Origin of the sequence: Pseudorhizobium xiangyangii, from assembly GCF_020531965.1 — a bacterium.
Taxonomy (GTDB): domain Bacteria; phylum Pseudomonadota; class Alphaproteobacteria; order Rhizobiales; family Rhizobiaceae; genus Neorhizobium; species Neorhizobium xiangyangii.
This window is the reverse complement of the sequence record NZ_JAJAWH010000003.1, coordinates 182,878-209,812: the sequence shown is the minus strand read 5'-3', so window position 1 is coordinate 209,812 and position 26,935 is coordinate 182,878. Positions and strand designations below refer to the sequence as shown.

The 26,935-nt window shown below is 61.6% G+C and carries 22 protein-coding genes and 1 tRNA gene; 10 read left to right on the top strand and 13 right to left on the bottom strand.

Going from position 1 to position 26,935, the window contains the following annotated elements; translation table 11 throughout:
- Window positions 1–27 precede the first annotated feature (27 nt).
- Genes LH464_RS03825 through LH464_RS03805 form a run of 5 tightly spaced genes read left to right on the top strand, consistent with a single transcriptional unit; the run spans window position 28 to window position 6,418 of the window.
- Window positions 28–1,176 (top strand): isovaleryl-CoA dehydrogenase, encoded by a 1,149-nt coding sequence (locus LH464_RS03825; protein WP_255648265.1) that lies wholly within the window; start codon window positions 28–30, stop codon window positions 1,174–1,176.
- Entirely contained in the window at window positions 1,176–2,783 is a 1,608-nt protein-coding gene (locus LH464_RS03820) for a carboxyl transferase domain-containing protein (protein ID WP_226785036.1), read from the top strand. Before LH464_RS03825 ends, LH464_RS03820 begins: the two co-directional genes overlap by 1 nt.
- Before the next feature lie 8 nt (window positions 2,784–2,791).
- A complete protein-coding gene (locus tag LH464_RS03815; RefSeq protein WP_226785035.1) occupies window positions 2,792–4,774 on the top strand; it encodes an acetyl-CoA carboxylase biotin carboxylase subunit in 1,983 nt (660 codons plus the stop codon).
- The gene (locus LH464_RS03810) at window positions 4,767–5,627 is read left to right on the top strand and encodes a hydroxymethylglutaryl-CoA lyase (protein ID WP_226785034.1); all 861 of its coding nucleotides are present in this window, start codon (window positions 4,767–4,769) and stop codon (window positions 5,625–5,627) included. The genes LH464_RS03815 and LH464_RS03810 overlap by 8 nt, the downstream gene beginning before the upstream one ends.
- Entirely contained in the window at window positions 5,624–6,418 is a 795-nt protein-coding gene (locus LH464_RS03805; RefSeq protein WP_226785033.1) for an enoyl-CoA hydratase-related protein, read from the top strand. The genes LH464_RS03810 and LH464_RS03805 overlap by 4 nt, the downstream gene beginning before the upstream one ends.
- 59 nt (window positions 6,419–6,477) lie before the next feature.
- Here the strand turns inward: LH464_RS03805 and LH464_RS03800 are convergent, their stop codons facing one another.
- Window positions 6,478–7,455 carry a LysR family transcriptional regulator gene (locus LH464_RS03800; RefSeq protein WP_226785032.1) on the bottom strand — a complete coding sequence of 326 codons (978 nt, stop codon included), beginning with the start codon at window positions 7,453–7,455 and terminating at the stop codon, window positions 6,478–6,480.
- A gap of 153 nt (window positions 7,456–7,608) precedes the next feature.
- Between LH464_RS03800 and LH464_RS03795 the strand changes: the two genes are divergently transcribed.
- The 3 genes from LH464_RS03795 to LH464_RS03785 all read left to right on the top strand — a co-directional run bounded on the left by LH464_RS03795 (window position 7,609) and on the right by LH464_RS03785 (window position 12,939).
- Window positions 7,609–8,406, top strand: coding sequence for an alpha/beta hydrolase (locus tag LH464_RS03795; RefSeq protein ID WP_390624914.1), 798 nt, complete (start codon window positions 7,609–7,611; stop codon window positions 8,404–8,406).
- A gap of 53 nt (window positions 8,407–8,459) precedes the next feature.
- Window positions 8,460–9,638: an efflux RND transporter periplasmic adaptor subunit gene (locus LH464_RS03790; RefSeq protein WP_226785031.1), complete on the top strand. Its 1,179-nt coding sequence runs from the start codon at window positions 8,460–8,462 to the stop codon at window positions 9,636–9,638.
- Window positions 9,639–9,756: 118 nt separating this feature from the next.
- Window positions 9,757–12,939, top strand: coding sequence for an efflux RND transporter permease subunit (locus LH464_RS03785; RefSeq protein WP_226785030.1), 3,183 nt, complete (start codon window positions 9,757–9,759; stop codon window positions 12,937–12,939).
- Window positions 12,940–13,011: 72 nt separating this feature from the next.
- Here LH464_RS03785 and LH464_RS03780 read toward each other — a convergent pair whose 3' ends face one another.
- The 5 genes from LH464_RS03780 to LH464_RS03760 all read right to left on the bottom strand — a co-directional run bounded on the left by LH464_RS03780 (window position 13,012) and on the right by LH464_RS03760 (window position 17,061).
- Entirely contained in the window at window positions 13,012–13,320 is a 309-nt protein-coding gene (locus LH464_RS03780; RefSeq protein WP_226785029.1) for a DUF2218 domain-containing protein, read from the bottom strand.
- Between the two features lie 70 nt (window positions 13,321–13,390).
- A complete protein-coding gene (locus LH464_RS03775) occupies window positions 13,391–14,149 on the bottom strand; it encodes an iron ABC transporter ATP-binding protein (protein ID WP_226785028.1) in 759 nt (252 codons plus the stop codon).
- Window positions 14,146–15,042, bottom strand: a complete 897-nt coding sequence (locus tag LH464_RS03770; RefSeq protein ID WP_226785090.1) for an iron chelate uptake ABC transporter family permease subunit — start codon at window positions 15,040–15,042, stop codon at window positions 14,146–14,148. Before LH464_RS03770 ends, LH464_RS03775 begins: the two co-directional genes overlap by 4 nt.
- A gap of 58 nt (window positions 15,043–15,100) precedes the next feature.
- Window positions 15,101–16,024 carry an ABC transporter permease gene (locus tag LH464_RS03765; protein ID WP_226785089.1) on the bottom strand — a complete coding sequence of 308 codons (924 nt, stop codon included), beginning with the start codon at window positions 16,022–16,024 and terminating at the stop codon, window positions 15,101–15,103.
- A 113-nt stretch (window positions 16,025–16,137) separates the two neighbouring features.
- Window positions 16,138–17,061 (bottom strand): siderophore ABC transporter substrate-binding protein, encoded by a 924-nt coding sequence (locus LH464_RS03760; RefSeq protein ID WP_226785027.1) that lies wholly within the window; start codon window positions 17,059–17,061, stop codon window positions 16,138–16,140.
- Window positions 17,062–17,340: 279 nt separating this feature from the next.
- Here LH464_RS03760 and LH464_RS03755 point away from each other — a divergent pair, with 279 nt between their 5' ends.
- Complete coding sequence (locus LH464_RS03755; protein ID WP_226785026.1) at window positions 17,341–18,819, top strand: glycosyl transferase family protein; 1,479 nt, start codon at window positions 17,341–17,343, stop codon at window positions 18,817–18,819.
- Between the two features lie 14 nt (window positions 18,820–18,833).
- On the opposite strand, the gene LH464_RS03750 is transcribed toward LH464_RS03755, so the two are convergent.
- From LH464_RS03750 to LH464_RS03720, 7 genes are all read right to left on the bottom strand, one after another.
- Complete coding sequence (locus LH464_RS03750; RefSeq protein WP_226785025.1) at window positions 18,834–20,138, bottom strand: class I SAM-dependent methyltransferase; 1,305 nt, start codon at window positions 20,136–20,138, stop codon at window positions 18,834–18,836.
- A 76-nt stretch (window positions 20,139–20,214) separates the two neighbouring features.
- The gene (locus LH464_RS03745; protein WP_226785024.1) at window positions 20,215–22,506 is read right to left on the bottom strand and encodes a FepA family TonB-dependent siderophore receptor; all 2,292 of its coding nucleotides are present in this window, start codon (window positions 22,504–22,506) and stop codon (window positions 20,215–20,217) included.
- Between the two features lie 327 nt (window positions 22,507–22,833).
- A tRNA-Leu gene (locus tag LH464_RS03740) sits at window positions 22,834–22,920 on the bottom strand.
- Window positions 22,921–23,024: 104 nt separating this feature from the next.
- Entirely contained in the window at window positions 23,025–23,324 is a 300-nt protein-coding gene (locus LH464_RS03735; RefSeq protein ID WP_226785023.1) for a SelT/SelW/SelH family protein, read from the bottom strand.
- Window positions 23,325–23,493: 169 nt separating this feature from the next.
- Window positions 23,494–24,507 carry a DUF3618 domain-containing protein gene (locus LH464_RS03730; protein ID WP_226785022.1) on the bottom strand — a complete coding sequence of 338 codons (1,014 nt, stop codon included), beginning with the start codon at window positions 24,505–24,507 and terminating at the stop codon, window positions 23,494–23,496.
- Entirely contained in the window at window positions 24,507–24,923 is a 417-nt protein-coding gene (locus tag LH464_RS03725) for a phage holin family protein (protein ID WP_226785021.1), read from the bottom strand. Before LH464_RS03725 ends, LH464_RS03730 begins: the two co-directional genes overlap by 1 nt.
- A complete protein-coding gene (locus tag LH464_RS03720) occupies window positions 24,916–25,602 on the bottom strand; it encodes a nutrient deprivation-induced protein (protein WP_315859576.1) in 687 nt (228 codons plus the stop codon). The genes LH464_RS03725 and LH464_RS03720 overlap by 8 nt, the downstream gene beginning before the upstream one ends.
- Before the next feature lie 298 nt (window positions 25,603–25,900).
- Between LH464_RS03720 and LH464_RS03715 the strand changes: the two genes are divergently transcribed.
- Window positions 25,901–26,929: a glycoside hydrolase family 25 protein gene (locus tag LH464_RS03715; protein ID WP_226785020.1), complete on the top strand. Its 1,029-nt coding sequence runs from the start codon at window positions 25,901–25,903 to the stop codon at window positions 26,927–26,929.
- The last annotated feature ends 6 nt before the right edge of the window (window positions 26,930–26,935 follow it).

Sequence of the window (26,935 nt, the reverse complement as noted above, 5' to 3'; positions counted from 1 at the left end):
GGGAGGAGACCGGTGTTCCACGCATCCATGAGCTTTGCGCTCGGCGACGAGGTAGAGGCGGTTCGCGAGACCGTGCATCGGTTTGCGCGGGAACGCTTGGCCCCGCGCGCCGATGAGATCGATCGCAGCAACGAATTCGCCCGGGACCTCTGGCCGGAACTGGGAGCCTTGGGCCTGCTCGGCATCACGGCCGACCCGGAATTCGGCGGATCCGGTCTCGGCTACCTGGCCCATGTCGTGGCGGTGGAGGAGATCGCTCGCGCGTCTGCATCGACTTCGCTCAGCTACGGCGCCCACTCCAATCTTTGCGTCAACCAGATCAACCGCAATGCTTCGTCGGAGCAGAAGGCGCGCTACCTGCCGAAGCTCTGCTCGGGGGAACATGTCGGTGCGCTGGCCATGTCCGAGCCCGGTGCCGGGTCTGACGTCGTGTCGATGAAGCTCCGTGCCGACAAGCGTGGCGACGGGTATGTTCTGAACGGCACCAAGATGTGGATCACCAACGGGCCTGATGCCGATGTGCTGGTGGTCTACGCAAAGACGGATCCGGCAGCCGGGCCGAAGGGCGTTACTGCATTCTTGATTGAAAGCGGCTTCAAGGGTTTTTCGACGGCGCAGAAACTCGACAAGCTCGGTATGCGTGGCTCCAATACCTGCGAACTGGTGTTCGAGGACTGCGAGGTGCCGGCCGAAAGCGTCATGGGCGTTGAAGGCGGCGGCGTTCGCGTGCTGATGTCCGGGCTGGACTATGAACGTGTGGTCCTGGCCGGGATCGGCACCGGCATCATGCATGCCTGTCTCGATGTCGTCATGCCCTATGTTCACGAGCGGAAGCAGTTCGGCCAGCCGATCGGCGAATTCCAGCTCATCCAGGCGAAGGTCGCCGACATGTATACGGCGATGAACTCGGCCCGCGCTTACGTCTATGCCGTTGCGGCCGCCTGCGATCGTGGCGCGGTGACGCGGCAGGACGCCGCCGCCTGCTGCCTCTATGCATCCGAGCAGGCCACCCAGCAGGCACTGCAGGCAATCCAGATCCTCGGCGGCAACGGATATATCAACGACAATCCGACCGGCCGGCTGCTGCGCGATGCCAAACTGATGGAAATCGGGGCCGGCACGTCTGAAATCCGCCGCATGTTGATCGGCCGCGAACTCTTCCGGGAAACCGCCTGATGGCCGTCATACGCTCGCAGCTTAATCTCCGAAGTGAGGCCGCCGAAGCGAACCGCGCCGCCATGCAGGCGAAGCTTGCCGAGGTACAGGCCGCGGTTGCGCTGGCCGAGGCGGGTGGCGGCGAGGATGCGAAAGCGCGTCACGTAAAACGCGGCAAGCTGCTTCCGAGGGAGCGCGTTGCGCGGCTGCTTGACCACGGCTCGCCCTTTCTGGAGATGGGCGCCACGGCCGCGCATGGCCTCTACGACGGCGCAAGCCCCTCCGCCGGCATAGTGACCGGCATCGGTCGGGTCGAGGGTCGCGAGGTGATGATCGTTGCCAATGACGCCACGGTGAAGGGCGGCACCTATTACCCGATGACGGTGAAGAAGCATCTACGCGCCCAGGAAATCGCCGAGGAAAACCAGCTTCCCTGCGTCTATCTGGTGGATTCAGGTGGCGCCAATCTGCCGAACCAGGACGAGGTCTTTCCGGACCGTGATCACTTCGGCCGCATCTTCTACAATCAGGCGCGCATGTCGGCGAAGGGCATTGCCCAGATCGCCGCGGTCATGGGTTCCTGTACCGCGGGTGGTGCCTACGTGCCGGCCATGTCGGACGAGGCAATCATCGTCAGGGACCAAGGCACGATCTTCCTCGCTGGCCCGCCGCTGGTGAAGGCAGCGACCGGGGAGGAGGTTACGGCGGAGGATCTCGGCGGCGGCGATGTCCATACGCGTCTTTCCGGTGTCGCGGATCATCTGGCCCGTGATGATGCCCATGCGCTGGCGCTGGTCCGCCGCGCTGTCGCCGGCCTCAACACCCGCAAGCGGGAGACAGTGGTTCTCGAAAAGCCGGAGGAACCGCTTTACGATCCGGAGGAGATTTCAGCCATCGTCCCGGCGTCGCTTGTCGTCCCTTACGACATCCGGGAGGTCATCGCCCGTGTTGTTGACGGCTCGCGTTTCGATGAGTTCAAGGCGCGCTTCGGCACCACGCTGGTTTGCGGCTTCGCCCATGTTTTCGGTATTCCGGTCGGCATCGTCGCCAATAACGGCGTGCTGTTCTCCGAAAGCGCGAATAAGGGCACGCAATTCATCGAGCTGTGCTCTCAGCGAAAAATCCCGCTCGTCTTCCTGCAGAACATCACCGGCTTCATGGTCGGTCGGAAATACGAGGCCGAAGGCATCGCCAAGCACGGTGCGAAGCTTGTGATGGGGGTTGCTACGACTTCTGTGCCGAAGGTGACGATCCTCGTCGGCGGTTCCTTCGGCGCCGGCAATTACGGCATGGCGGGAAGAGCCTATTCGCCGCGCTTTCTCTGGACCTGGCCGAACAGCCGGATTTCGGTAATGGGTGGGCCGCAGGCGGCAGGTGTTCTGGCAACCGTGCGGCGGGAGGCGATCGAGCGCGGCGGCAAGACCTGGAGTACAGAAGAGGAGGCCGCCTTCAAGCAGCCGGTTCTCGACAGGTTCGAGGAGCAGAGCCACCCGCTTTACGCCTCTGCCAGGCTCTGGGACGATGGCATCATCCACCCCGCCAAGACACGGCAGGTGTTGGCCTTGAGCCTTTCGGCCGCACTCAACGCCCCGATCGAGGATACGCGCTTCGGCGTGTTCCGGATGTGAGAGGGCCGATGATCCGTAAGCTGCTGATTGCCAATCGTGGGGAAATCGCCTGCCGGATTATCCGGACGGCTCGTCGTATGGGCGTCGCGACGGTCGCCGTCTATTCCGACGTCGACCGCGATGCACTGCACGTCGAACTGGCTGACCAAGCCATTCATATCGGTCCATCATCTGCGATGGAAAGCTATCTGCGCGGTGAAAGGATCATCGAGGCGGCGCAGCGGACAGGTGCCGATGCCATTCATCCAGGCTACGGCTTCCTCTCGGAAAATCCGGATTTCGCAGAGGCCGTGACGGCTGCCGACATCCGGTTCGTTGGACCGCCGGCGACCGCCATCCGTGCCATGGGCCTGAAGGATGCCGCCAAGGCGCTGATGGAAAAGGCCGGCGTTCCAGTCGTCCCTGGTTACCACGGTGCCGACCAGACCCCGGATTTCCTGGGCGCCGAAGCGGATCGGATAGGCTTTCCAGTCCTCATCAAGGCGCGTGCAGGCGGCGGTGGCAAGGGCATGCGGCGGGTCGAGAACGCTGCCGGTTTCAGGGAAGCCCTGGCATCTGCCCAGCGCGAGGCTCTGGCGGCTTTCGGCGATGCTGCCTGCCTGATCGAAAAGTACATCACCCACCCGCGCCATATCGAGATCCAGGTCTTTGGCGACGATCACGGCAACGTCGTGCATCTCTTCGAGCGGGATTGCTCGCTGCAGCGCCGACACCAGAAGGTCATCGAGGAGGCACCGGCTCCGGGCATGCCGGAGGAGATGCGCCGTGCCATGGGAGAGGCGGCGGTGACGGCGGCCAAGGCGATCGGCTATTCCGGCGCCGGCACGATCGAGTTCATTGCCGATGCCTCCGAAGGACTGAAGCCAGAGCGCTTCTGGTTCATGGAAATGAACACGCGCCTGCAGGTGGAACATCCGGTCACCGAAGCGATCACCGGCGTCGATCTCGTCGAATGGCAGCTGCGCATTGCGTCCGGAGAGCTGCTGCCGCTTGGGCAGGACCAGCTCTCCATCAACGGCTGGGCTTTCGAGGCACGGCTTTATGCGGAGGATGCCGAGCGGGGTTTCCTGCCGTCCACCGGTATACTGACGCATCTGGAGCTACCGGAGCAGCTTGCCCGCATCGACAGCGGCGTGCGGTCCGGTGACCGTATCTCACCCTTCTACGATCCGATGATCGCCAAGGTCGTCACCCATGGGCCGGATCGCGCGGTCGCGCTTGCTCGGCTGTCGCAGGCGCTGGCCGGGGTTCGCGCCACGGGCGTCATAACGAATGCCGCCTTCCTTCGGCGGCTGACCAGTCAGCAGGAATTCGCTGCGGGCAGGCCGGATACCGGCCTGATCGACCGTCATCTGGCTGGACTCACCAAGGTCCCGCCGCCGCCGGTGGAGCTCACGGCACTTGCGGCACTCGTCCTGTCCGAGGCTTTTGAGGCCAGACCTTCGAATGATCCATGGGGCAGTCTTTCCGGTTTCCGGCTCTGGTCGGAGGCGACGGATTTCGTGGTGGTCGAACATCGTGGACATCCCCTGCACGTCTCCTTGAAACGAAAGGGCGCAGATCTATGGGGCGTGGCGGTGGATGCCGAGAGCGTCGAGATCCGGGTAACAGCAAGTTCCAAACGCTGGCTTCTGGAAACGGACGGCAGAACGGAGGCGGTCAATCTCGCCCGGGGCATCCACGACGTCACCATTTTCCGGGAGGGCGAGAGCTGGCATTTCACGCTGTTCGATCAACTCGAAAGCGAGGAGGAGTTCGCAAGCGGTGGAGACCGCATCGTCGCACCCATGCCCGGAACCGTGAAGCTTCTTCAGGCTAAGCCGGGTGCCGTGGTTGCCAAGGGTCAGATACTCGCGGTCATGGAGGCGATGAAAATGGAGCTGGCGCTTTCGGCGCCGCGCGATGGCAGGATCGCGGACGTCATGGTTGCTAAAGGCGAGCAGGTCCAGGACGGAATGACTCTTTTGACGCTGGAGCCGGACGATGGCTGAATTTGTCCGGGTTCATGAGGTCGGTCCGCGGGATGGGCTGCAGAACGAGAAGAGGATTATCGCCGCTGCCGACAAGATCCGGCTTGTCGACCTCCTGTCGGCCTGCGGTTTCCAGAAGATCGAGGTGACCAGCTTTGTGCGGGCCGATCGGGTGCCACAGATGGCGGACGCCGAAGAGGTCATGGCCGGGATCACTCGCCGACCAGGCACGCTTTACACAGCCCTGACGCCGAATCTGCGCGGCTACGAATCCGCTCGTGCCAGCCGGGTTGATGAAGTCGCCGTCTTTGCTTCGGCCTCCGAAGGGTTCAGCCAAAAAAACATCAACTGCTCGATCGCCGAGAGTTTCGAGCGCTTCATTCCACTTGTTGAAAAGGCACGTCAGGACGGAGTGCCGGTCCGCGGATATGTGTCCTGCGTGATTGACTGCCCCTATGATGGCGCCACGGAGCCCCGCCAGGTGGCGGAAGTTGCGGAGCGCCTGCTCGCATTGGGGTGTCGCGAGGTCTCGTTGGGCGATACGCTCGGCCACGGCACACCGGAGCGGGTTGCCACGATGCTTGATGCCGTCCTCGATCAGGTGCCGGCAGATTGTCTCGCCGGCCATTTCCACGATACGAATGGGCGGGCGCTCGACAACATCAGCGCCGGCCTCGACAGAGGCATTCGGGTTTTTGATGCCGCAGCCGGCGGGCTGGGCGGTTGCCCCTATGCGCCGGGCGCCAAGGGCAATGTCGCGACCGGGCAGGCTGTCGCACGCCTTCACCACCTGGGCTTCAGGACCGGCGTCAATACGGATCGCCTTGCCGAGGCGGAGGTCTTTGCCCGAAGCCTGAAGGGAGTTCCGGCATGACGACATCCTATCGGACCATCGAGCTTTTCTGTGACCGTCAGGGCGTTGCGACGCTCATGCTCAACCGGCCGGAAAAGCACAATGCTCTCAATGCCGACATGATCGCGGAATTGACGGAAGCAGCCGCCCGTATCGCAGCTGACGACAAGATCAGGGTCGTTGTTCTCGGTTCGCAGGGACTTACCTTCTGTGCCGGCGGAGATCTCCTGTGGATGCGCGATCAGGTAGCGAGGGATCGTGCGGGGAAGATGGAAGGCGCACTGGACCTCAGCCGGATGTTGAGGGCATTGGACGAACTGCCGAAGCCGTTGATCGGCCGGGTGCAGGGTAACGCATTCGGCGGCGGCGTCGGATTGATGTCGGTCTGCGATATTGTCGTCGCCGTCGAGCCCTGTCAGTTTGCGTTGACGGAAACGCGTCTCGGGCTCATTCCGGCGACGATCGGCCCTTACGTCGTTCGCCGCATCGGCGAAGGTGCGGCGCGCCGCCTGATCCTCAACGGTATCCGGTTTTCCGCTACGGAGGCCGGGCGAATAGGGCTGGTATCCGTGATCTGCCCGCTTGACGATCTCGACCGGCAGGTCGCGGAGCAGGCTGCGAGCTTTCTGGATTGTGCTCCGGGTGCTGTTGCAGCGACTAAACGGCTTGTTCGCCAGCTGGCGAGGCAGGAACTGGCGGACCCGCTGAGTGATACGGCCAGCCTGCTGGCGGATCGGTGGGAAAGCGTCGAGGGTCAGGCCGGCATAGAGGCGTTTCTCCAGCGCCAGCCCATGCCGTGGTCCAGAAAATGACAGGCTGAGGCGCTCAGCGACTGAAACCGGTGAGAGGGAACCTGCCGCGGTAGAGCGTTCTATTCCGCCGCTGCAGGGACAGGAGTTGGTGCAAGCCTGGTCTTCGTGTCGGCTTCTCTGAGCCAGTCGCGGTCGCGAGCGTTCATGTCCTTGAGGAGCTTCACGAGCCAGTCAACGAAGACGCGCACCTTGTTGCCGAGATGCCGAGTGCGTGGGTAAACGATGTAGAGCGGCAGAGATTCCCGGCTCCAGTCGGGGAGGATCTCGATCAGTTGACCGCTTTCCGCCGGCTCACGCACCATGAAGCAAGGAGCCTGGGCGATGCCCATGCCAGCGATCGCGGCGGCGACGTAGCTGCGGCTGTCGTTGACCGATACAGAGTAATTCGGCGTAACTTCCAGCCTTTCGTCGCCCCTGTTGAATTCCAGCGGAAAGACCCGTCCTGCCTGGGCATTGAGATAGCCGATGGAGGTGAAGTCGTTTTCCAGATCGCGCGGATGCTCCGGTGTGCCGAATTTCTCGATATAGCGGGGAGAGGCGTAGGTGTGCATGCTGATCTCGCCGACCTTGCGGGCGATCAGCGACTGGTCCGTCGGCGTGCCGGCCCGCAGCGCGCAGTCGACGTTCTCCGCAACGTAATCGACGAGGCGGTCGCCTACGCCAATGTCCAGCTGGATCTGCGGATAGCGCGTATGGAAGTCGCACAAGGCCGGTATGACGACGAGATCGGCAAATGCGCCGGCCATCTCGACCCGCAGCCGGCCGGACGGCTGGGACTGTGACGTGGCGATATTGCCGTCCAGTTCGTCCAGATCTGCGATGAGCTGGGCGGCGCGCTCGTAATAGAGCGCACCTTCGGTGGTCACCGCAACTCGTCGCGTGGTACGGTTCAACAGTTTCGCTCGAAGATGGCCTTCGAGGTTCTGAATGAGATTTGTCACCGTCGTCTTCGACATGTTGAGGGTGCGGGCGGCGCGGGTGAAGTTCCCCGTCTCAACCACGCGGACGAAGGCGCGCATCGCAGAAAGCTGATCCATGGTAGGTAGTCCTCGACACAGTGCTCTATTGTCCAGATATAGCGGACAGTGAATTACGAATATGAAGCTTGTGCAAGTTAAGCCGAACAATAATATCAGGTGGCATCACGGAAACAAGAACCTGCCTTGGATAAACAGCAGGCAGAGGTCTCGATGAGGATGCCATGGGAAAAAGTTGAGCTGGAAATTCCCTCGCGGGTCGCGATGCCGATGCGGCTTTACGAGCCGCCGGTGAAGGCGAAGAATTCGCCGATTGTGCTCTACTTCGGTGGCGGTGCCTTCCAGCAGGATGAGCCTGCTGAACAGGAAACGCCGATTGCCCGGGCGCTGGCCGAAAATGGCGCCGTGGTGGTCGAGGCCGACTATGGCAGCATCTCGGAGAACCGGTTTCCGGATGTGTTGGAATGCAGTTTGGCGGCTCTGCGTTGCCTCGGTTCGCGCCGTAAGGAACTAGGCGGGGCAAAATCCCGGCTGCTGGTGATGGGTGAGGAGGCAGGTGGCAATGTTGCTGCAGGTCTGGCGCTCAAGGCCCGCGATCAGATGCCAGGGCAGTTGAGTGGCCAGGTGCTTCTGTCACCGATGATCGATCCGAGCATGAGTTCGGTTTCGATCCGCGGAGCCGACAAGATCGGCATGCGGGAACGCTGGTCGGACGGCTGGATGCACTACTTGCGCGGCTTTTGCGGGTCTTCCCACCCCTATGCGGCGCCCTGTTTGTGTTCGCGGCTTTCGGCGGTGGCGCCGGCATTGATTGTGACGTCCGAGGACGATCCGCTGCACGACGAGACGGTCGGCTACGCGGAACGTCTCAGTGAAGCGGGCGTCAAGGTCCGCCAGCATGTCTTTCCAGCCGGATGCGGCTGGGCAGGAATTTATAACGAAGGGGACGGTGCCTGGCTTCAGGCTCTCTGTACGCAGTTCGACCTCTTCGTTCGGGATTTGAGTTCGTAACCGATTGATTTGAAATAACGCAGCGGCCGCGTTTGGCCGCAAGGAGAGAATTCATGACAATGACCAGCAGAACCTGGGCCCTGTGGGGCGCCGGAGCGGCTCTTGCTGTCTCGATTGCAGGTGCCGTCAGCTATTTCGATTTCGCACCGGCCGCCGAGGCAACGCAGGCCGAGGCTGCGCCGACGCCAGCCATTCCGGTGACTGTAGCGGCGATTGAACCGCGTAATGTCAGGACGTGGCAGGAGTTTTCCGGCCGCCTGGAGGCGGTGGATCGTGTTCAGATCCGCTCGCGGGTGGCCGGGACGATACAGGAAGTACATTTCCGCGAAGGCGGGTTGGTCAACGCTGGTGATCCTCTGATCACCATCGATCCTGCCCCATATGCTGCGGCGGTGGCGCAGTCGGAAGGTCAGGTCGCGTCGGCCCGGGCGCGTGTCGAACTGGCGAGCACCGAGCTCGAACGCGGCAATAGCCTGGTCGCGAAGAACACGATCTCCCAGAGCGAGTTGGCACAGCGGCAGAGCGCACAGCGTGAAGCTGCCGCCAGTCTTCAGTCCGCCGAGGCGACGCTGAAGATTGCGGAGCTGGATCTGGGATATACGCAGATCAAGGCGCCGATATCGGGCCGCGTCGGCAAGCTGGAGATCACGGAAGGCAACCTGGTTGCGGCGAGCGATGCATCGCAGGTCCTGACCACCCTGGTTTCCGTGGATCCGATCTATGCGAGCTTCGATGCGGGCGAAGAACTCGTCGCTCGCATCCTGGCAGAGCTTCCGGCACAGAACGGCGCCCGGGCGCTTGAACAGGTTCCCGTTGAAATAGTCACGCTTGCCGATGAAAAGCCGGTGCAGGGCAAGCTCCAGCTCATCGATAACGAGGTAAGGGCGGCAAGCGGCACCATTCGCCTGCGCGCTGTCTTCGACAATCCGGACGGTCGCCTGATCCCGGGTCAATTCGTCCGGGTGCGGATCGGGCAACCGAAAGCTCAGGACCATCTGTTGGTGAGCGAACGTGCGGTCGGTTCGGATCAGGACAAGAAGTTCGTCATGGTGGTCGATGCGGCCAACACGATCGTCTACCGGCAGGTCGAGCTTGGTGCTTCGATCGATGGTATGCGGATTGTGAAGACCGGCCTCAACCCGGGTGATCGGGTCGTCGTCAACGGCCTGCAGCGTATCCGTCCCGGCGCGGTCGTGGAGCCGCAGACGGAAGAGCACGTAGCCAACAAATGAAGACCGGCGGCAAGCGCCACCGCTAGCAAACACAACGAAGCTATGTCGCTCGCGGCCCGTCAGGGCTGCGAGACGGGCTTTCCTTTGTCTTGTTCAACCCCGGAGAGAGGGTTCTGACATGAGTATCTCAAGGTTTTTTGTCGACCGCCCGGTCTTTGCCGCGGTGCTGTCGATCCTGATCGTCGTCGCGGGCCTGATCGGACTGCGCTCCCTGCCGATTTCCGAATATCCGGAAGTGGTGCCGCCCTCGATTGTCGTGCGCGCCATCTATCCCGGCGCCAATCCCACCGTCATCGCCGAAACAGTTGCAACGCCGCTGGAAGAGCAGATCAATGGCGTCGAGGACATGCTCTACATGTCCAGCCAGGCGACGTCTGACGGCGTGCTGACGGTGACCGTCACGTTCAAGCTGGGCACTGATCCCGACAAGGCGCAGCAACTCGTGCAGAATCGCGTGGCCCAGGCCGAGCCGCGGCTGCCGGCCGAGGTCCGCTCGCTCGGGATCACGACCGTCAAGAGTTCGCCGGACTTTATCATGGTGGTCAACCTGGTGTCGGCAGACGACAGCTACGACATCACCTATCTCCGCAACTACGCGACGCTGAACATCAAGGACCGGCTGGCCCGGATCGAAGGCGTCGGGCAGGTTCAGGTCTTCGGCGCCGGCGACTATTCGATGCGCGTCTGGATCGATCCGCAGAAGGCGGCGGAACATTCGCTGGCCGCAAGCGACATCAGCAACGCCATAAGGGCGCAGAACGTCCAGGCAGCAGCCGGCACGATCGGCGCTTCGCCGAGCGTACCGGGAACGGGACTGCAGCTGAACGTCAACGCGCAGGGACGCCTCCAGACCCCGGAGGAGTTCGGTAACATCATCGTAAAAAGCGACGAGAACGGTGCCATAACCCGTCTGCGTGACGTCGCCCGTATCGAACTGGGCGCCGCCGATTACACCCTGCGTTCGCTGCTCGACGGCCAGCCGGCCGTGGCCATCGCTGTCCTGCAGGCCCCGGGCTCCAACGCCATCGAGATTGCCGACACTGTAACCGCCGCCATGGACGAACTTCAGCTCGCCATGCCGGAGGGCGTCAAATACGAGATCGTCTATGACACGACAAAATTCGTCCGGGCCTCGATCGACAAGGTGATCGAGACGCTGCTCGAGGCGGTCGCGCTGGTCGTTCTCGTCGTCATCGTGTTCCTGCAAACCTGGCGCGCTTCGATCATCCCGCTGATTGCCGTTCCCGTGTCGATCATCGGTACGTTCGCGGTCATGTATGCCTTCGGCTTCTCGATCAACGCCTTGACCCTGTTCGGGCTCGTGCTTGCCATCGGCATCGTTGTCGATGACGCGATCGTCGTGGTCGAGAACGTCGAGCGCAACATCGAGAATGGTCTGTCGCCGCGCGAGGCGACCTACAAGGCCATGCGCGAAGTGTCGGGACCGATCATTGCGATTGCACTGGTACTGGTCGCGGTCTTCGTGCCGCTCGCCTTCATCACCGGGCTGTCCGGCCAGTTCTACCGGCAGTTTGCCCTCACCATCGCCATCTCGACGGTTATTTCCGCCATCAATTCGCTGACCTTGTCTCCGGCTCTCGCGGCCCTGTTGCTGAAGGATCACCATGCGCCGAAGGATTGGCTCACGCGGGGAATGGACCGGTTGTTCGGTTGGTTCTTCCGCGGCTTCAACCGTGTTTTTGGAGCCGCATCGAACGGCTACGGCCGCACTGTTGGTGGGCTTTTGTCCCGCAAGAGCCTGGTGATGGTCATCTACCTGGCGCTGGTCGCTGCGACTTACAGCGTGTTCACGGCGGTGCCGGGCGGTTTCGTGCCGGCGCAGGACAAGCAGTACCTGATCGGCTTCGCCCAGCTTCCGGACGGCGCCACCCTGGACCGTACCGAGGACGTCGTCAGGCAGATGAGCGATATAGCGCTCGAACAGCCGGGCGTGGCTCATGCCATCGCCTTCCCCGGCTTGTCGATCAACGGCTTCACGATAGGCTCCAATGCCGGGATCGTCTTTGCCGTGCTCGATGACTTCGAGGACCGCGAAACGCCGGAGCTTTCAGGCGGTGCGATCGCCATGCAACTGAACCAGAAGTACTCGGGGATCCAGGATGCCTTCATCGCCATGTTCCCGCCGCCGCCCGTCAACGGGCTCGGTTCGACCGGCGGCTTCAAGCTGCAGATCGAGGATCGTGCCGGCTACGGCAACCAGGTTCTCGACGAAGCCACGAAGGCTGTCATCGCCAAGGCCTATCAGGCTCCGGAACTGGCAGGCATCTTCTCCAGCTTCCAGATCAACGTCCCGCAACTCTATGCCAACGTCGATCGCGCCAAGGCTGAACAGCTCGGCGTTGCCGTCACCGACGTCTTCGAGACCCTGCAAATCTATCTGGGCTCCCTCTACGTCAACGACTTCAACGCCTTTGGCCGGACCTACAGTGTCCGCGTCCAGGCAGATGCCGAGTTCCGTGCGCAGGCGGATGATATCGGCGAGCTGAAGGTTCGATCGCGGTCAGGCGAAATGATCCCTCTTTCGGCATTGCTGAACGTGGAGGAGACGACCGGCCCCGAGCGCACCACCCGCTACAACGGGTTCCTTTCGGCCGATATCAATGGTGGCCCGGCCCCCGGCTATTCGTCGGGCCAGGCACAGGCGGCGATCGAGAAGATCGTCGAGGAGACGGTCCCGCAGGGCATAGACTTCGAATGGACGGATCTGACCTACCAGGAAATCCTGGCCGGCAATTCCTCGATCGTGGTCTTCCCGCTTGCGCTGCTCCTCGTCTATCTCGTGCTGGCAGCCCAGTATGAGAGCCTGACGCTCCCGCTGTCGATCATCATGATCGTGCCGATGGGCGTGTTGGCGGCACTAACAGGTGTCTGGCTGACGGGGGGAGACAATAACATCTTCACCCAGATAGGCCTTGTGGTCCTTGTCGGACTGTCGGCGAAGAACGCGATCCTGATCGTCGAATTCGCCCGGGAGCTGGAACTGGAGGGGCGCACGCCATTCCAGGCTGCCGTCGAGGCGAGCCGGTTGCGCCTGCGTCCCATCCTGATGACGTCGATGGCCTTCATCATGGGTGTGATACCGCTGGTGATCTCCACAGGTGCTGGCGCGGAAATGCGCTCTGCCATGGGCATCGCCGTTTTCTCGGGCATGATCGGCGTGACCTTCTTCGGCATCTTCATGACGCCCGTCTTCTACGTGCTCGTTCGCATCATGACCGGCAGCCGGCCCCTGCGGCGGTCGGGCATGGAGGAGGTACCCGCTCTCTCTCCAGCGGAGTAGAACCTCCAATGCCGTGCGGGCTCTTTGCCGGAGCCCGCACGGCTTCCCTTCAGGTTTTCATGGAGTGCGTCGTCAGCCTTGGCGCCACTCGACCTTAAGCTCTTCGCGGAAGGCGAAGCGCTCGAGGTGGCGGATGACGACATCCTGCAGTTGCTCCAGTTGAGATGCATCGGGTGTCTCCACCGTAATCGCCAGTTTGGTATCGTCAGCCTGCAGCCGGCATTCGCCCGACATCAGAGTGATCTGCCCGGACGTTTCGTCGAAGGAGACCGGGCGCTTGTGGGCGAAGTGCTTGCAGAGCTGCTGCAGATAGCGGCTTGCATGCTCAGTGCCGATGTCCGTCGTAGCGCGTGCGGGGGTCGTAGTGTTTTCCTTGTCCATGGATGGAGCTCCTTGTTTCGCGATGGCGAGCAGCGTTTCTTTGTCGTGATGCTGGCCCGGGATCGGCGGTTCAGCCGTAGTAGACCGAGATGAGGTCGCCTCCGAGGTCGTGCACCTCGAAAGGGCAGCCGTAGATGTCTTCCAGCGTTTCAGGCCGGATGATCTCGCGCGGCTTTCCTTGCAGGAAGAGCTTGCCGTCGCGCATGACGATGATGTGGTCGGAATAGCAGGAGGCAAAGTTGACGTCGTGCAGGACCACGACGACCGTCTTGCCGAAATCCCGGGCCGCATTGCGAAGCAGCTTCATCATCGACACGGCATGGCGGATGTCGAGATTGTTGAGCGGCTCGTCGAACAGCATGTAGTCGGTGTCCTGGCACAGGACCATGGCGACGAAGGCCCGCTGTCTCTGCCCGCCTGAAAGTTCATCGAGAAAGCGTTCCGCGAACTCTTCCAGTCCGAGGTAGGCGAGCGCCTGGTTGATATGGTCCTGATCCTGTGGCGTCGGGCGCCCCTTGTTGTAGGGATAGCGGCCGAAGGCAACGAGATCGCGGACGGTCAGTCGCGCAGTCATGTGGTTGTCCTGCCGCAGGATCGACAGGCGCTTTGCAAGTACGTCGCCGGATGTTCTTGCGATGTCCAGCCCATCGACCAGGACCGTCCCGCGATCCATGGGCATGAGCCGGGCGATCATCGAGAGAAGCGTCGATTTGCCGGCGCCATTCGGTCCGATGATGGACGTGATGCCGCCTTTGGGCAATGCCGCCGTCACGTTGTCGACAACCACGCTGCTGCCGTAGGACTTGCTGATGTCGCGGATTTCGATCATCGGTGAGCACCCCTCAGGAGATAGAGGATAAAGAACAGTCCGCCGGCGAATTCGATGACGATCGAGAGTGCCGTATCGAATGCGAACAGGCGTTCGAGGATGGTCTGGCCGCCGACAAGACAGATGATCGCCACAAGCACGGCGGCCGGCAGCACATGGCGGTGCTTTGCGGTCGGCATCAGGATATAGGCCAGATTGGCCACCAGCAGTCCGAAGAACGTTACCGGTCCGACGAGCGCTGTGGAGATCGAAACCAGCACAGTCACGAGGGCCAGAACGATCATCGTGATGCGCCGATGATCGACCCCGAGGGAGACTGCCGTTTCGCGACCCAGCGCCATCACGTCCAAGGTGTGGAAGATCTTGAACGCAGCCACGCTGGTCAGGCCGATCAGCACGGTGGAGATCACCAGCAGGTTGCTGTCGACGGTATTGAAGCTGGCAAACAGGCGGTCCTGCAGGACTACGAATTCATTCGGGTCAATGAGGCGTTGCAGCAATCCGGCAAGGCTGCGGAAGAGCGTGCCGAAGACGACGCCGATCAGTATCAACAGGTGGAGCTCGCGCACGGATCCGGAAAACAGGAAGCGGTAGAGAACGAGAGAGAAGCCGGTCATCGCCGCCACTTCGATAACGAACAGCAGCCGCGGTTCGATTGCCGATGTCGTTGCGGCCCCGAGCGTGAAGACGAGGATCGTCTGGAGCAGCATGTAGAGCCAGTCGAAACCCATGATCGACGGGGTCAGGATACGGTTGTTGGTGATCGTCTGAAAGAGCACGGTCGAAACGGCAATGGCATAGGCGACCAGCACCAGCGAGAAGAGCTTCACGCCGCGGAAGGGCAGGATGAATGACCAGCTGCCGCGCGCGCCGAGCGTCATGAAGGCCACCATGGAGGCGACGGCAATCACTCCGATGACCAGCAATACGGTGCCGGAGGAACGGGAGGCTTCACGCTGCACGGAAGCGCCTCCTCAGGAGCATGTTCAGGAAGAAGATACTGCCGACGATGCCGAGAACGGAGCCGACCGGAATTTCATAGGGCGCATTGACGACCCGCCCGACGATATCGCAGACGAGGACGAGTGCAGCGCCGGTGAGCGCAATCCACGGCAATGTATGGCGTAGCCGGTCTCCCATGATCATGCTGACGAGGTTTGGAACGATGAGGCCGATGAACGGCAGGATACCAGCCGTGACGACGACCGAAGCCGTCACCATCGAGACGATGACAAGGCCAAGCGCGACGACGCGGCCATAGTTCAGGCCAAGATTGGTTGAAAAATCCTCACCCATTCCCGCGACGGTGAACCGGTCGGCTGCGATATAGGCCGCAACCGTCAGCGCGCAGGCGACCCAGAGAACCTCGTAGCGGCCGCGCAGGACAGTGGAGAAATCACCGCTCGTCCAGGCTCCCATCGCCTGCATCAGGTCATAGCGATAGGCAAAAAAGGTGGTGCAGGCGTTGATGACGCCGCCGAGCATGAGACCGATCAGCGGGACCAGAACGGGCGACCGCAACGGCACCTTTCGGAGAATCGCGAGAAACAGGCCGGTACCGGCCAGGGCGAACGCGGAGGCAACCAGCATCTTCAGCATGACCGGAAGGCCGGGTGCGAGCAGCAGGACGGCGAGCATTCCAAGGCTGGCGGATTCGACAGTGCCGGCGGTAGATGGCTCGACAAAGCGATTTCGCGACAGCATCTGCATGATCGTTCCGGCAACCGCCATGCCGGCCCCGGCCAGGATAAGTGCCAGCGTGCGCGGAAGGCGGCTTGCCGCAAGCACCATCAGCATCTTCTCGTCTGCCTGCCCGGAAACGATCGCGAGAAGCGAGACCTCGCTGACGCCCACGAATAGGCTGATCGCGGCCATTGCGACAGTGATCAGCAGGGCAGGAAGAAAGAACTTCAAAGAGACCACCAGTCATTGCTGAACGGCAGCAACCTTTTCAGGGCTGCTGCCGTTCAGATCTTGATCCTGTTCGCTTACTTGCCGTCGAAAGCCTTGGTCAACTGATCGACGGTGTTTTGCATCGAGGTCAGGCCGCCGCCGACCAGATACCAGCCGGTGGCGTCCAGGTAGACGACCTGGCCCTGCTTCCATGCGGTGGTCTGCGCCACGATGTCATTGTCCAGGAACTTCGAGGCAGCCTGGCCCTCACGACCGATTGCGGCATCCCGGTCGATCACGAACAACCAGTCGGGATTGGTTTCTAGGATGTATTCGAAGGAGATCGGCTGGCCATGGCTGCCAACCTTGATCTTCTCGTCTGCCGGCTGCACGCCGTACTCGGAAAACAGCATGCCGAACCGCGATCCGGGTCCATACGTGCTCATCTTTCCACCGGTCGTCAGGATCAGCGAACCCTTGCCGACAGATGCGCTCTTCTCCTTGAGAGCTGCGAGAGACGTATCGAATGCCTTGAGCGCCGTTTCCGCCTCGGCTTCCTTGCCGAAGATATTCGCCAGCGTGTTGATGTTATGCTTGGCACTGTCGATGAAGCGTGCGGCATCGACGGTCAGGTCGATGGTCGGGGCAATCTTCGCGAGGTCTTCGAACTTCGCAGAGGAGCGTCCGGCAACGATGATCAGATCCGGTTCAGCCGCATTGACGGCCTCGTAGTCCGGCTCGAACAGCGAGCCGATAGTCAGTACGTCACCGCCGGCGTACTTCGACAGATAGTCCGGCTTGGCTCCGGACGGAACGCCGTCCACCTCGACGCCAAGCGCCGTCAGCGTGTCAAGGCTTGCGATGTCGAACACCAGAACCTTCTCGGGCTTGGCGGCAAGGGTCGTTTCGCCCTTGCTGTGCTTCACCAGGATTTCCGCACTGGCCGTAGAGGCGTGTGACGCGAAGACGGCTGCGGCAAGCGCCAGGGCAAAGGGTAGGGATCGAAACTTCGGGAACATTAAGGTCTCCGCAATCGGCGCGCCGAAAGGGCACTGCCGAGATAAGTTGAGGGATTGAGGCTAGTTATGTGGGGTCATGCCGCTCGGTCAATCAGTCTATTTTGAAACATCTCCAAATTGCGAAAATCGCAAATCACGCAGTCGGGACGTCTTTCACAAGAGCTGCCTTCGGAACCGGTGCCGCGGCGCCCATGGCGCACACGCAAACTTGTAGCGATGCTTGGAAGAAAAGTTGAGTAAATCAGGCGAGTTATGTAAGCAAGCCGCGGGAGGTCGGAGATGGTAGAAGCGATGACCACGGAAAATGTGACACACAGCAAGCCTTCGGTTGAGAGCGGCCAGGTCCGGATCAGCAGAACGAAATTGCTTCTGGCTCTCGATGCATTGCTACGCGAGGGTAGTGTCACGGCCGCCGCCGCAAGTCTGGATATGCAGACGTCGTCGATGAGCAGACTGCTTGGCGAACTGAGGGAGCTCTATGGAGATCCGATCTTTCTTCGCACCGGTCGCGGCCTGAGACCCACGCCGTTCGCTGAATCGCTGAGATTGAGGGTCCGCTCGCTGGCAGAAGAGACCGAAGCGCTGTTCAAGGGCGAGAGCAGGATCGTTGTGTCGGCGCCGGCGTGCGATACAATGGGCGAGTGGCAGCAGAGATCAAAGGTCGCACCCCCGCCGCTATCGACTGCTCGGGCGGAACAGCTGGAGGCAGAGCCCACTCCCGTCGATATTGCCCGTCGCATCGCCGCGATCGGAGATAACGCCGATCCTCACCGTCGGCTGGCAAAGTATATCGCCTTGACCGCGTCGGGAGCCGGGAGGAGCCGGCCTCTCGATTTTGACGAGGCGCGGGATGCCCTGGGAATTATCCTGCGGGGAGAAGCCGATCCGATCCAGATCGGGGCGCTGCTGATGACGGTGAAGTACCGTGGCGCGACCGCAGTCGAGCTCGCAGGATTCGTTCGCGCTGTTCGGGATGTGTCGGTATTGAGCGTGACGCAGGATCTGAAACCGGACCTGGATTGGCCCGCTTACGTCTCCCCGCGCTGGCGAAATCCGCCATGGTTCATTCATGCGGCGCGTCTCGTTGCAGCGGCCGGCTATCGCGTCGTCCTGCACGGTCATTTTGGCAATGGCTCCGACAGTGGCAAGCTGGAAGCAGCGGCCGAACGCGCTGCCATTCCCGTCTGCACGGCATCAAACGAGATTTCCGCAGCTCTTGCTGCCAGCAATATCGCCTATGTTCCGCTGGGTGCCTTTGCGCCGCAAGTCAACGCCATGTTGAACCTCTATCCGCTCTTGGAGACGCGCAGTCCGCTTCATCACGTCGTTCCGCTCATCAATCCGTTCGATGCTTCGGCAACGCTTGTGGGTGCGGCCGGTGGGCCGCTACGAGACATCTATCGTCAGATAGGAAAGCTTTTGGGCATGCAGAACCTTGCGATCGTCAAGTCCATCCGGGATTTTGCGCAGGTCACGCCGACGCGGATAACGACAATCCTGAGGATGCTGGACGGCGTCGAGGCAAAGACAGCGGTTCCCGCTCGCCCCGGCATCAAGGCGGCCGGCACGGTCAGCAGTTATACGCAGAGCGAGTACTGGCAGGCCGTCTGGTCCGGTGCCGCTCGTGATGAGCAGGCGGAGCTTACGATCCAGTACACCGCCGCCGCAGCGCTGCTGTGCCTCTCGAAAGATCCGTCCGCGCGTTTCGAAGAAGGCCTGGACCAGGCAGCGGAACTTTGGGCTTCGCGTAAGCGGTAGCCCGTCGATCGCGTCTAGAGCGGCATGGCGGAACCAATTTCCGGGGCGGTCAGAGCCGGTACGGCCAATCCGTTGCGAAGACGCCCCAACAGCACGCCGTTCAGCCGTTCCGCAGACTCGTCTTGGCTCGTTACCACCCGCATGGGGTGGATGACGCCGGCCTCCATCATGGCCTGTAGCATCTGGTTGAGAAGTCCCGGTCTCGCCGTGAAGTTCCCGATCGTCTCCAGTTCGGCAAAGCTGGCAGGTGCCTGGGCAAGCCGCGCAAGAACCGGCGACACAAGCTCGGCCGGAGCCTCCACCGGCCCGATGCGCGTATCCAGCCGGAGCCCGCTTTCCAGGGGGGCGCCAGGGAGACTGCAGAAGATCTGCAGCCTCAGCGCTTCAATATGGTTCTGTGCACTCATCGCCGCGGGCTGGCGCATGTAGAGGTCGCGACGGTGGGCCTGGTTGCGGGCGATGTCCTTGAGACTTTCGCGCAGCGCAGGCTCCTTCGCCTGCTGCACAACAGGAAGGACACTTCCCGGGATTGAAAGCGCGTCGATGTTCTCGATCGGCGTCGCGCTGCCCACGTAATCCAGCTCAACGTCCTTCATGGAGGCCATGACGTCCGCGACATGCATCGGCGCAAAGCTGCTGCTGAGGTATTCATGGGCGATATAGGCTCTCTCTTCCCTTGAGAGATGCTCGAGCGTGTTCCCGACCGCGGGATGCGCAACGAAGAAACCGGCATTGGACTGCTTTAGTGTCGAAAGCAGCTTCAGCCCCGCCTCCACCGATTGCTCGGAGGGTCCGTCACGGGTAGCTGCCATCTGCCGGAAGACCGAATGGAATGTCGCGAACGGCGCACTGCCGGGATGCGTCATGTAGTGGAGATAGGCCACGCCACCCACAGCAAGCCGCTCTCCGATAAAGGTGCGGATGGCCTGGCGAACAGGATCTTCGACCCACGAATAGATTCCATGCGCAACGATGAAATCGAACTCGGAGGAGAACCCTGCACGACCGGCCGGATTGGCGAGGTCCATCTCGACGAATTCCACGTTCGTCAGACCCGCATCCTGCGCGAGTTGCCGGCCGGCAAGGATATGCGCCGGGCTGATGTCTATGCCGGTGAAATACATGTCCGGGTTGGCTGCCGCCAGCAGGCAGGCGCCGAGCCCCTGTCCGCAGCCGATCTCACACCAACGGCCACCGGAAAGCTCTGGCGCGGCATATCCCAGGGCGGCAAGGACGGCCGTCGTCCAGCTTGGCGCGTGCTCACGGTGGAACCGCGACGGGTAGGAAAGATTGGCCAGAATATTCCTGTTGTCCGTCATTTTCGTCTGCTCTTTTGGGATAGGATGAACCGCCCCCGGTGGGGAGGCGGCTCGATGTCGCGTAGCACTATCGACCTTAGAACGTCGCCGACAGGCCCACGTAAAAGGTGCGTCCGGGCTCGTTGTAGGTATTGGCCCCGGCCGCATTGCCATTGCCTTCGCGCAGGACGCGCTTGTCGAAGACGTTGTTTACGCCGCCGTTGAGCCTGAAGGTTTCGTTGATGTCATATTTGAAACCAAGGTTGACGAGCGTGTAGGGATCTCGCGCCTCGGGGTTCTCGACAGTACCTCCGGTGGTTGCCGTCACCGTGGGAGAGGGCGTTTCACCATAGTGGGTCGCGGACACGGTGAGGAGGAGATCCTCGCGGGCCTGCCAGTCGAGCCACGTGTTGATCGTGTAGTCCGGGACGAGCGAAAGAGGCTGGCCATTCTGCTTGTTCTCGGATTCCAGCATGTACGTGGCGTTTGTGTTCCATGTCAGCGCATCGTTGATCGGAACGGAAAAGTTGCCTTCCAGGCCCGAGACCACGGCTTCCGGAACGTTCTCCCAACGGAAAAGCGTACCGAACCGCGTGCCTGTTACGGCGCCGACGGCGCCTTCCGGAACCATGCCGGCGGAAATTCGATCACTGTAATCGTTGTGGAAATAGGTGATCCCAGCGTTCCAACCGGCATCGTCGCTGTAATTTATGCCGATTTCCTTGTTCCAGCTGGTTTCCGCGTCCAGATCCGGGTTGCCGATGACGAAGCAGCCATTTCCACCGGTAATGGTATTTGTGTAGTCAATCGGGCAACCGTTGCCCATCGTGTAGTAAACGTAGTTCGGGTTCAGCTGATAGAGGTTCGGAGCCTTGAATGCGCGGGCGACGCCTGCCTTGATCGTAACCTCGTCGGTTACCTCATAAGAGGCGTTCAGGCTTGGGCTCCAGTTCGCCCCGAAGGAATCGTGGTAGTCGAAGCGAAGTCCAGGCGTCAGCGTCAGCCTGTCGGTCACGAGGATGTTGTTCTCCAGATAAAGACCGCCCATCCACGCGTTGCTGTTGGGATCGCGATCAGCTCCGTCGATCGGAACGCCGGGGATTACGACCGGCGTCGATGTTCCGCCGGAGCTTACGTTTGTCGCCTGGCGTAGAGATGCACCATCTTCCATCCATTCGCCGCGGAATTCGGCACCGAGTGTCAGCGTCTGGTCCAGTCCGCCAAGGGTAAGCGGCACGTCCCATTCGCTTTTCGCCGTGACGTTGTCGAGCCGGATCTTGGCCCATTCATCCGTATTGATTGCCCCTTCGCTGGAGCCGGCAAGTCCTTCGAGCAGTCGCTCGTTCAGCGTTCTTTCCCATTGGATGTAGCTGACGGAGTCGGCGAAATCGTATGTCCCTCTGTGGGTCGCCGAGAGTGTGCCGCGCTGCATCCTGTTGGTCGTGTCGCCGATGACATCCAGCAGGGCATCGGGCGTCTCGGTCAGCTGCCGGTCGCCTGCGAAGATGTTGTTTTGCCGGCTGTATGCGGCCTCGAGATCAATGACATGGTCCGCGCTGGGCTCGAGCGAAAGCAGTGCGCGCACGTCCTTGTTGACGACCCCTTCCCGACCTGCGGGCGCCGGGCTGGCCGGATCAATGTGGGCGTCCGTATTGATGTCGGCGTCGTCGGCATCCGTCTTGTTGTAGCTGCCGAGCAGCCTGAACGACATCGTCTCGCTGATCGGGCCGCCCAGAAGGATGCTTCCGCGCTTTGTCGCACCCTCTTCCGAATGCTGCGGCACGTTGAGGTAGGTCGAGACCGTGCCGCCCAGCTTGTCCGGCCGCTTGGTGATGATGTTGACGACGCCGCCGGCGGCACCGGATCCGTAGCGGGCAGCCGCAGGTCCACGAATGACCTCGATGCGCTCGACGGCTTCCGGGGGCACCCAGTTCGTGTCGCCGCGCGAGTCACGCTCGCCGGCTCGGCCCATGCGCACCGAGTTGCGCGACAGGACCGGCTTTCCGTCGATGAGGATAAGCGTGTTTTCGGGCCCCATGCCGCGCAGGTCGATCTGGCGCTGGTTGCCTCGCTGGCCGCTGGCGGTTGTGCCTGTCAGGTTCACGCCTGGCATTTTGCGAATGATCTCGGAGAGGTCGTTGGCAGGCGGGGTCTTCTGAAGATCTTCCGACGTGATGGTGGAAACGCCGGAGGCCTGTTTCAGCTGCTGTTCTGCGGAGATGACGATGGTCTCGAGAACGGCCTCGTCCTCGCTCGATTGATCCTGCGCCCCCGCAGGACCAGAATGCAGCAGCAGGATCGATCCCAGCGCAGTCGTCAAAAGAAGATTTGGATTGCGCCTGCCTTTGCGCGCCCCAACGATCCCGAATGTTGCCCCACCGAATTGCACGTCAGCCCCCTAAAGATGATTAAAACGGTCACCTTTTGGTGGCAGGGCGAATAAGGGTCAATCCAGATGTTTTAGAACAAATCTAACTTGCGCAACGCGCAACACGGTACGCCATGTGGCCTGCCTCCATCGTCGGAAAATGGAGGCGCACGTATGGTGATGGACGCGGCTCAAGACCGCGCAGTACCGTTAACAATGGGGCGGGATGCCAAATCAGGCAAAGCCAAAGCCGCGTGTTCAGCTCTCATCCGGAGCGAACACCATTGCGGCATGGGAACGATCTCTCGATCGTTAAAGCTTGATATCAATCAAGCATTTAGTGGGAAATGGTGCCCAGAAGAGGACTCGAACCTCCACACCCTTTCGAGTACCAGCACCTGAAGCTGGCGCGTCTACCAATTCCGCCATCTGGGCGACGGAGAGCGATGTACGGGGGAGGCCCTCTGCTGTCAACCGGCTTTTTGAAGTTTCTATGTCTGCGGCGAGAAAACTTTCGTGCATGCCCGTAATCGGCCGGGTCAGTTGCCCCTGTCGTCGGCCGCTGACCGGTCCAGATGTCCAAGATCCCGCTGCGGGTCGATGACGTCGCGAACACGTTGCTTGAGCTCCTTGGGTCCCGGGAAGCCGCCGTCTCGCTTGCGCTCCCATAACAGTTCGCCGTCGATACGGATTTCGAAATTGCCTCCGGTCCCGGGAATCAGCGCCACCTCGCCAAGGGCATCGGAAAATGTCTGCAGGAGTTCCTGCGCCATCCAGCCGGCCCGCAGCAGCCAGTTGCACTGCGTGCAGTAGAGAATGGTGATGCGCGGCTTTTCCATTGCTGCTCCTTGTCTAGATGCACCGTGAAGCGGGCGTCATACTAGCAGGCGAGTTGAGTGCACAAATCAAGCCCCTTCTGGTGGCGAGCGGGCAGCAAATACAGGCAAGCGTGCGAAGAAAGGCTCCCGCACGGATGCGGGAGTCTTCCGGCAAGAACCTTCAGCAAGGTCAATGGGGCAGTGGATCGCTACGACCGACGCCGTCTGCCTGCTGATACTGCTGCGCTTCTTCCACGATCCGGTCCTTCGCCGTGTCGCGAACGTCGGAGGCGGCCGCCGCAGCCTTGTCGTATACGTCGGCCGCAACCTTCTCGGCCTTGTGTATGGCATCGGTGGCGGTGTCAGACAGTTGTTCGCGCACGCCCTCTGCAATCTCGCCCATGGCCTCGTCTTCGCGACGTGTATTCGGCAGCGCCGCACCGATCGCCGCACCGAGCGCGAATGCCAGTGCGCCGCCTATCAGCGGCTGGTCCTGAAAGTGCTTCGCTATGCTCCCATTGAGGTTCGTCGCATAGTTTCGCATCGAATCGCTGGCCGCCATAGCGCCAGTACCCACCGAGCGGGCACCACCCTTCACGCTGTCTGTCGCGTGCGAAGCTGAGGAGGTCATCCGGCCCCAGGTTCTTGAGGCCCACCCCGAGGCCTCATCGAAAAGTTTACCCGCCTCGTCCCGGATGTCGTGCATCTGCCGGCCTGTCGCGTCGGCAAAGCCGCGATAGGTCTTGCCGGTCTCGTCCATGAAATGACCGGCCCGTCGCCCTGTCTGGTCGGTGAGAGCCCTGAAACGGCCGCCGCCTTCATCGGAGAAATGACTGTAGCGATATTCGCCCTTCGTCTGGACCGGTCCGACCCGGCGCACAGATCCTCTCACGGTCGCGAGCGGATATTCGGGCTCATCTGCATCGGAAGAGTGCGACCCGGCTCGAGCGCCGGGATTGGCCATGAGCCATGCCATGCTGATTCCCATCAGCGCGACGGGAACAGGATTGGTTTTCATCGCGCTGCCGAGATTGGCGACATACTCGCCGCCACCGCTCGCCTTGGTATAGGACAGCGCCTCGTCGAGAAGCTGCCCGGGCGACATCTTCGCCTGGATGGCATCCATGCGTTCTTCTATGCGACGGCGATCCGCCGCGATTTCACGCTCGAGCTCTTCGGCTCGCATGCTGTCGGAACTAGCCATTACACGCGCTCCTTGATTATCTGGGCATCCCGGCGCAGCGACGATGCAGTGCGGTCAAGTTTCAGGTTTTCGCCACGGAGTGTCGAAAGTCCGCGGGAAATGATGCCCCATGCGAGCAGAGCGACCACAACGCCGACGATGACCGAAGAAAGGGCGTCAGCGCTTGGCTCGGTCATGCCTTGAGCCACCAGGAAGGCGGCCAGGCCGTTCACCAGGGCGGCAAGCAGCACACCCACAGCGGCGATCGCGAACACGATGCCAGCGGCAAAAGCTTCGACGCCGGTCAGCGCATGCGACATCTTCTCGGACGCCTCCGTCTTCGCCAGGTCGATCTCCTTGCGGAACAGTCCGGTAATGTCGGAAACGAGGCCACTCACCAGTTCGGAGAGCGGGCGGGTGTCCATCTGATTAGCCATTGTAGTTGCCCTCCGGGGGGTAGCCCGTCGCGTAGTTGGCGCCCGTAGCGGGGCCGACGGGAGATGCTGACGTGGCGGATCCGGTTCCCGGAGCCGGATTACTCGGCTGTTCGCGCGGGCTGTCTGTACGTCGTACCGCCGAAGCAGTTAGAAAGCGGCTGGCTGCAAAGCCGGCAAGGGCGGCGATACCCAGCAACGCTGCCGGCTGACGCCGACCGAAATCTTCGGCCATCGCTGCGATTTCGCCCATGTCCTTGCCTTTTATGTCGCTAGCAAAGCGCTGGATGCTGGAGCCAATCTGCTTTGCGTAACGACCGACTTCGGGCTGGTCGCCTTGCTCAAGCTCGCTCCCCACCTTTTCGATTGCGCTCGCGACGCCGCTAACGCGCTCGGCGGCAAAATTCTTTTGGTCTCCCGCCGCAGTCTTGGCGTGTTGCGTGGCGTGTGTGAATTCCGTCCGTGCAGCGGATTTGGCGGACTGCCAATCATCGGTAATCTTGTCCTTCAGCCCGCCTGCCGGCTGCCCCGCAGCCTGTTGATTCGACGATGACGGCAACGGAGTAACTGAAAGTGTCGAACCCACAGTGGATGGCGACGTTTCGCGGGCTGGATTGCCGCCGGCTGCGTATGTGGAGCCGGACTGCGAGCCAGCTCCTTGATTGATATCTCGTTCGGTCATGGAACTCTCCCAGGTATGGAGCGGATCGGATGACGACATCTGCGATGTGATGCGATCGGAAACGGAACAGCGGCGGGATCGAAAAGTTCCGAGCCGGCCATTATTTGGCCCATAGCCGGGGAGGCCTGCCTTTGCCGCGCACGAAATGGCGACATCACCCGCTCTAGGCTGACGTCGAATTGGCGGGAACAGTTAAGACTCGATTCAATCTTTCTCGGTAATCTTCCGTTAGCTTTTCCGCTCGGCGAACTTCTCGCGTCCGGCGGCCCCTCGGTTCTTGTTCTGCGTACGGGTTCTCATGCGTCTTTCCGCGTCCTCCGCTCTTCTTGTAGCCGCCCTTCTGCTCTCCAGCTGCTCGTCCAGTTCGGGGCCGGAAAGCCTCATGGCGGGCCTGCCGTCCAGGGAGATCACAAGTTCCGTCATTCCGGCGGCGCCTGTTCCGGCAGCCAGTGTTGCCCAGCCGATGGCAGAACCGCAGGGACAGCCGCAGGAGGTTCTGGCATGGGCCGGTGCAGCCCCTGAGCCGCAGGCATTCGCGCCCGTCGCCACGAAGGTTGGAATGCCACTCCCGTCCCAGCGGCCGATTGCCAGGCTGCTCCCGAATAATCCCGCTTCAAGCGGTTCGACCCGTTCGAAAGTCTACGGTCAACGTTTCCAGGATGCCAAGCCGATCAACTTCGGGAAAGTGCGGCCGAAACACTATGCTGTCCACGGCATCGACGTTTCGCGCTGGCAGGGTGAGATGGACTGGGCGACGCTGCGATCGCAGGGCGCCAACTTCGCCTACATCAAGGCCACCGATGGCGGGGACCACCTGGACCCGATGTTCAAGACCAACTGGAAGCGCGCCAAGGATGCCGGCATCCGCCGCGGCGCCTACCATTTCTTCTACTGGTGCCGGGCCGCCAGCGACCAGGCCGACTGGTTCATCCGCAACGTCCCGCGTGATCCCGATGCGCTGCCGCCGGTGATCGACGTCGAATACAACGGCGAATCCTCCTGCAAGATGCGCCTGTCGCGCGCTCGTGTGCAAGAGAAGATGCAGGTCTTCATGGACAGGCTCGAGCGCCACTACGGCAAGCGCCCTGTCATCTACACGGCGCCGGACTTCTACAAGGACAACCTCGACGGTGCCTTCGAGAACTATCCTTTCTGGCTGCGCGCCGTCGCGCAACATCCGTCAAAGGTCTATCCGGGTCGCAAATGGCTGTTCTGGCAGTATTCCGGCTCGGGCCTCTCGCAAGGTGTCGAGGGCAAGATCGATCTCAACGTCTTCAACGGCACCGAGGATGGCTGGCATAACTGGGTGTCGCGCTACGCGAGTTAAGCCGGA

Coding starts and splice junctions, on each gene's coding strand:
- LH464_RS03825 (WP_255648265.1), top strand. CDS start 28: ATGAGCTTTGCGCTCGGCGACGAGGTAGAGGCGGTTCGCGAGACCGTG.
- LH464_RS03820 (WP_226785036.1), top strand. CDS start 1,176: ATGGCCGTCATACGCTCGCAGCTTAATCTCCGAAGTGAGGCCGCCGAA.
- LH464_RS03815 (WP_226785035.1), top strand. CDS start 2,792: ATGATCCGTAAGCTGCTGATTGCCAATCGTGGGGAAATCGCCTGCCGG.
- LH464_RS03810 (WP_226785034.1), top strand. CDS start 4,767: ATGGCTGAATTTGTCCGGGTTCATGAGGTCGGTCCGCGGGATGGGCTG.
- LH464_RS03805 (WP_226785033.1), top strand. CDS start 5,624: ATGACGACATCCTATCGGACCATCGAGCTTTTCTGTGACCGTCAGGGC.
- LH464_RS03800 (WP_226785032.1), bottom strand. CDS start 7,455: ATGGATCAGCTTTCTGCGATGCGCGCCTTCGTCCGCGTGGTTGAGACG.
- LH464_RS03795 (WP_390624914.1), top strand. CDS start 7,609: ATGAGGATGCCATGGGAAAAAGTTGAGCTGGAAATTCCCTCGCGGGTC.
- LH464_RS03790 (WP_226785031.1), top strand. CDS start 8,460: ATGACAATGACCAGCAGAACCTGGGCCCTGTGGGGCGCCGGAGCGGCT.
- LH464_RS03785 (WP_226785030.1), top strand. CDS start 9,757: ATGAGTATCTCAAGGTTTTTTGTCGACCGCCCGGTCTTTGCCGCGGTG.
- LH464_RS03780 (WP_226785029.1), bottom strand. CDS start 13,320: ATGGACAAGGAAAACACTACGACCCCCGCACGCGCTACGACGGACATC.
- LH464_RS03775 (WP_226785028.1), bottom strand. CDS start 14,149: ATGATCGAAATCCGCGACATCAGCAAGTCCTACGGCAGCAGCGTGGTT.
- LH464_RS03770 (WP_226785090.1), bottom strand. CDS start 15,042: ATGGTGGCCTTCATGACGCTCGGCGCGCGCGGCAGCTGGTCATTCATC.
- LH464_RS03765 (WP_226785089.1), bottom strand. CDS start 16,024: ATGGCCGCGATCAGCCTATTCGTGGGCGTCAGCGAGGTCTCGCTTCTC.
- LH464_RS03760 (WP_226785027.1), bottom strand. CDS start 17,061: ATGTTCCCGAAGTTTCGATCCCTACCCTTTGCCCTGGCGCTTGCCGCA.
- LH464_RS03755 (WP_226785026.1), top strand. CDS start 17,341: ATGGTAGAAGCGATGACCACGGAAAATGTGACACACAGCAAGCCTTCG.
- LH464_RS03750 (WP_226785025.1), bottom strand. CDS start 20,138: ATGACGGACAACAGGAATATTCTGGCCAATCTTTCCTACCCGTCGCGG.
- LH464_RS03735 (WP_226785023.1), bottom strand. CDS start 23,324: ATGGAAAAGCCGCGCATCACCATTCTCTACTGCACGCAGTGCAACTGG.
- LH464_RS03730 (WP_226785022.1), bottom strand. CDS start 24,507: ATGGCTAGTTCCGACAGCATGCGAGCCGAAGAGCTCGAGCGTGAAATC.
- LH464_RS03725 (WP_226785021.1), bottom strand. CDS start 24,923: ATGGCTAATCAGATGGACACCCGCCCGCTCTCCGAACTGGTGAGTGGC.
- LH464_RS03720 (WP_315859576.1), bottom strand. CDS start 25,602: ATGACCGAACGAGATATCAATCAAGGAGCTGGCTCGCAGTCCGGCTCC.
- LH464_RS03715 (WP_226785020.1), top strand. CDS start 25,901: ATGCGTCTTTCCGCGTCCTCCGCTCTTCTTGTAGCCGCCCTTCTGCTC.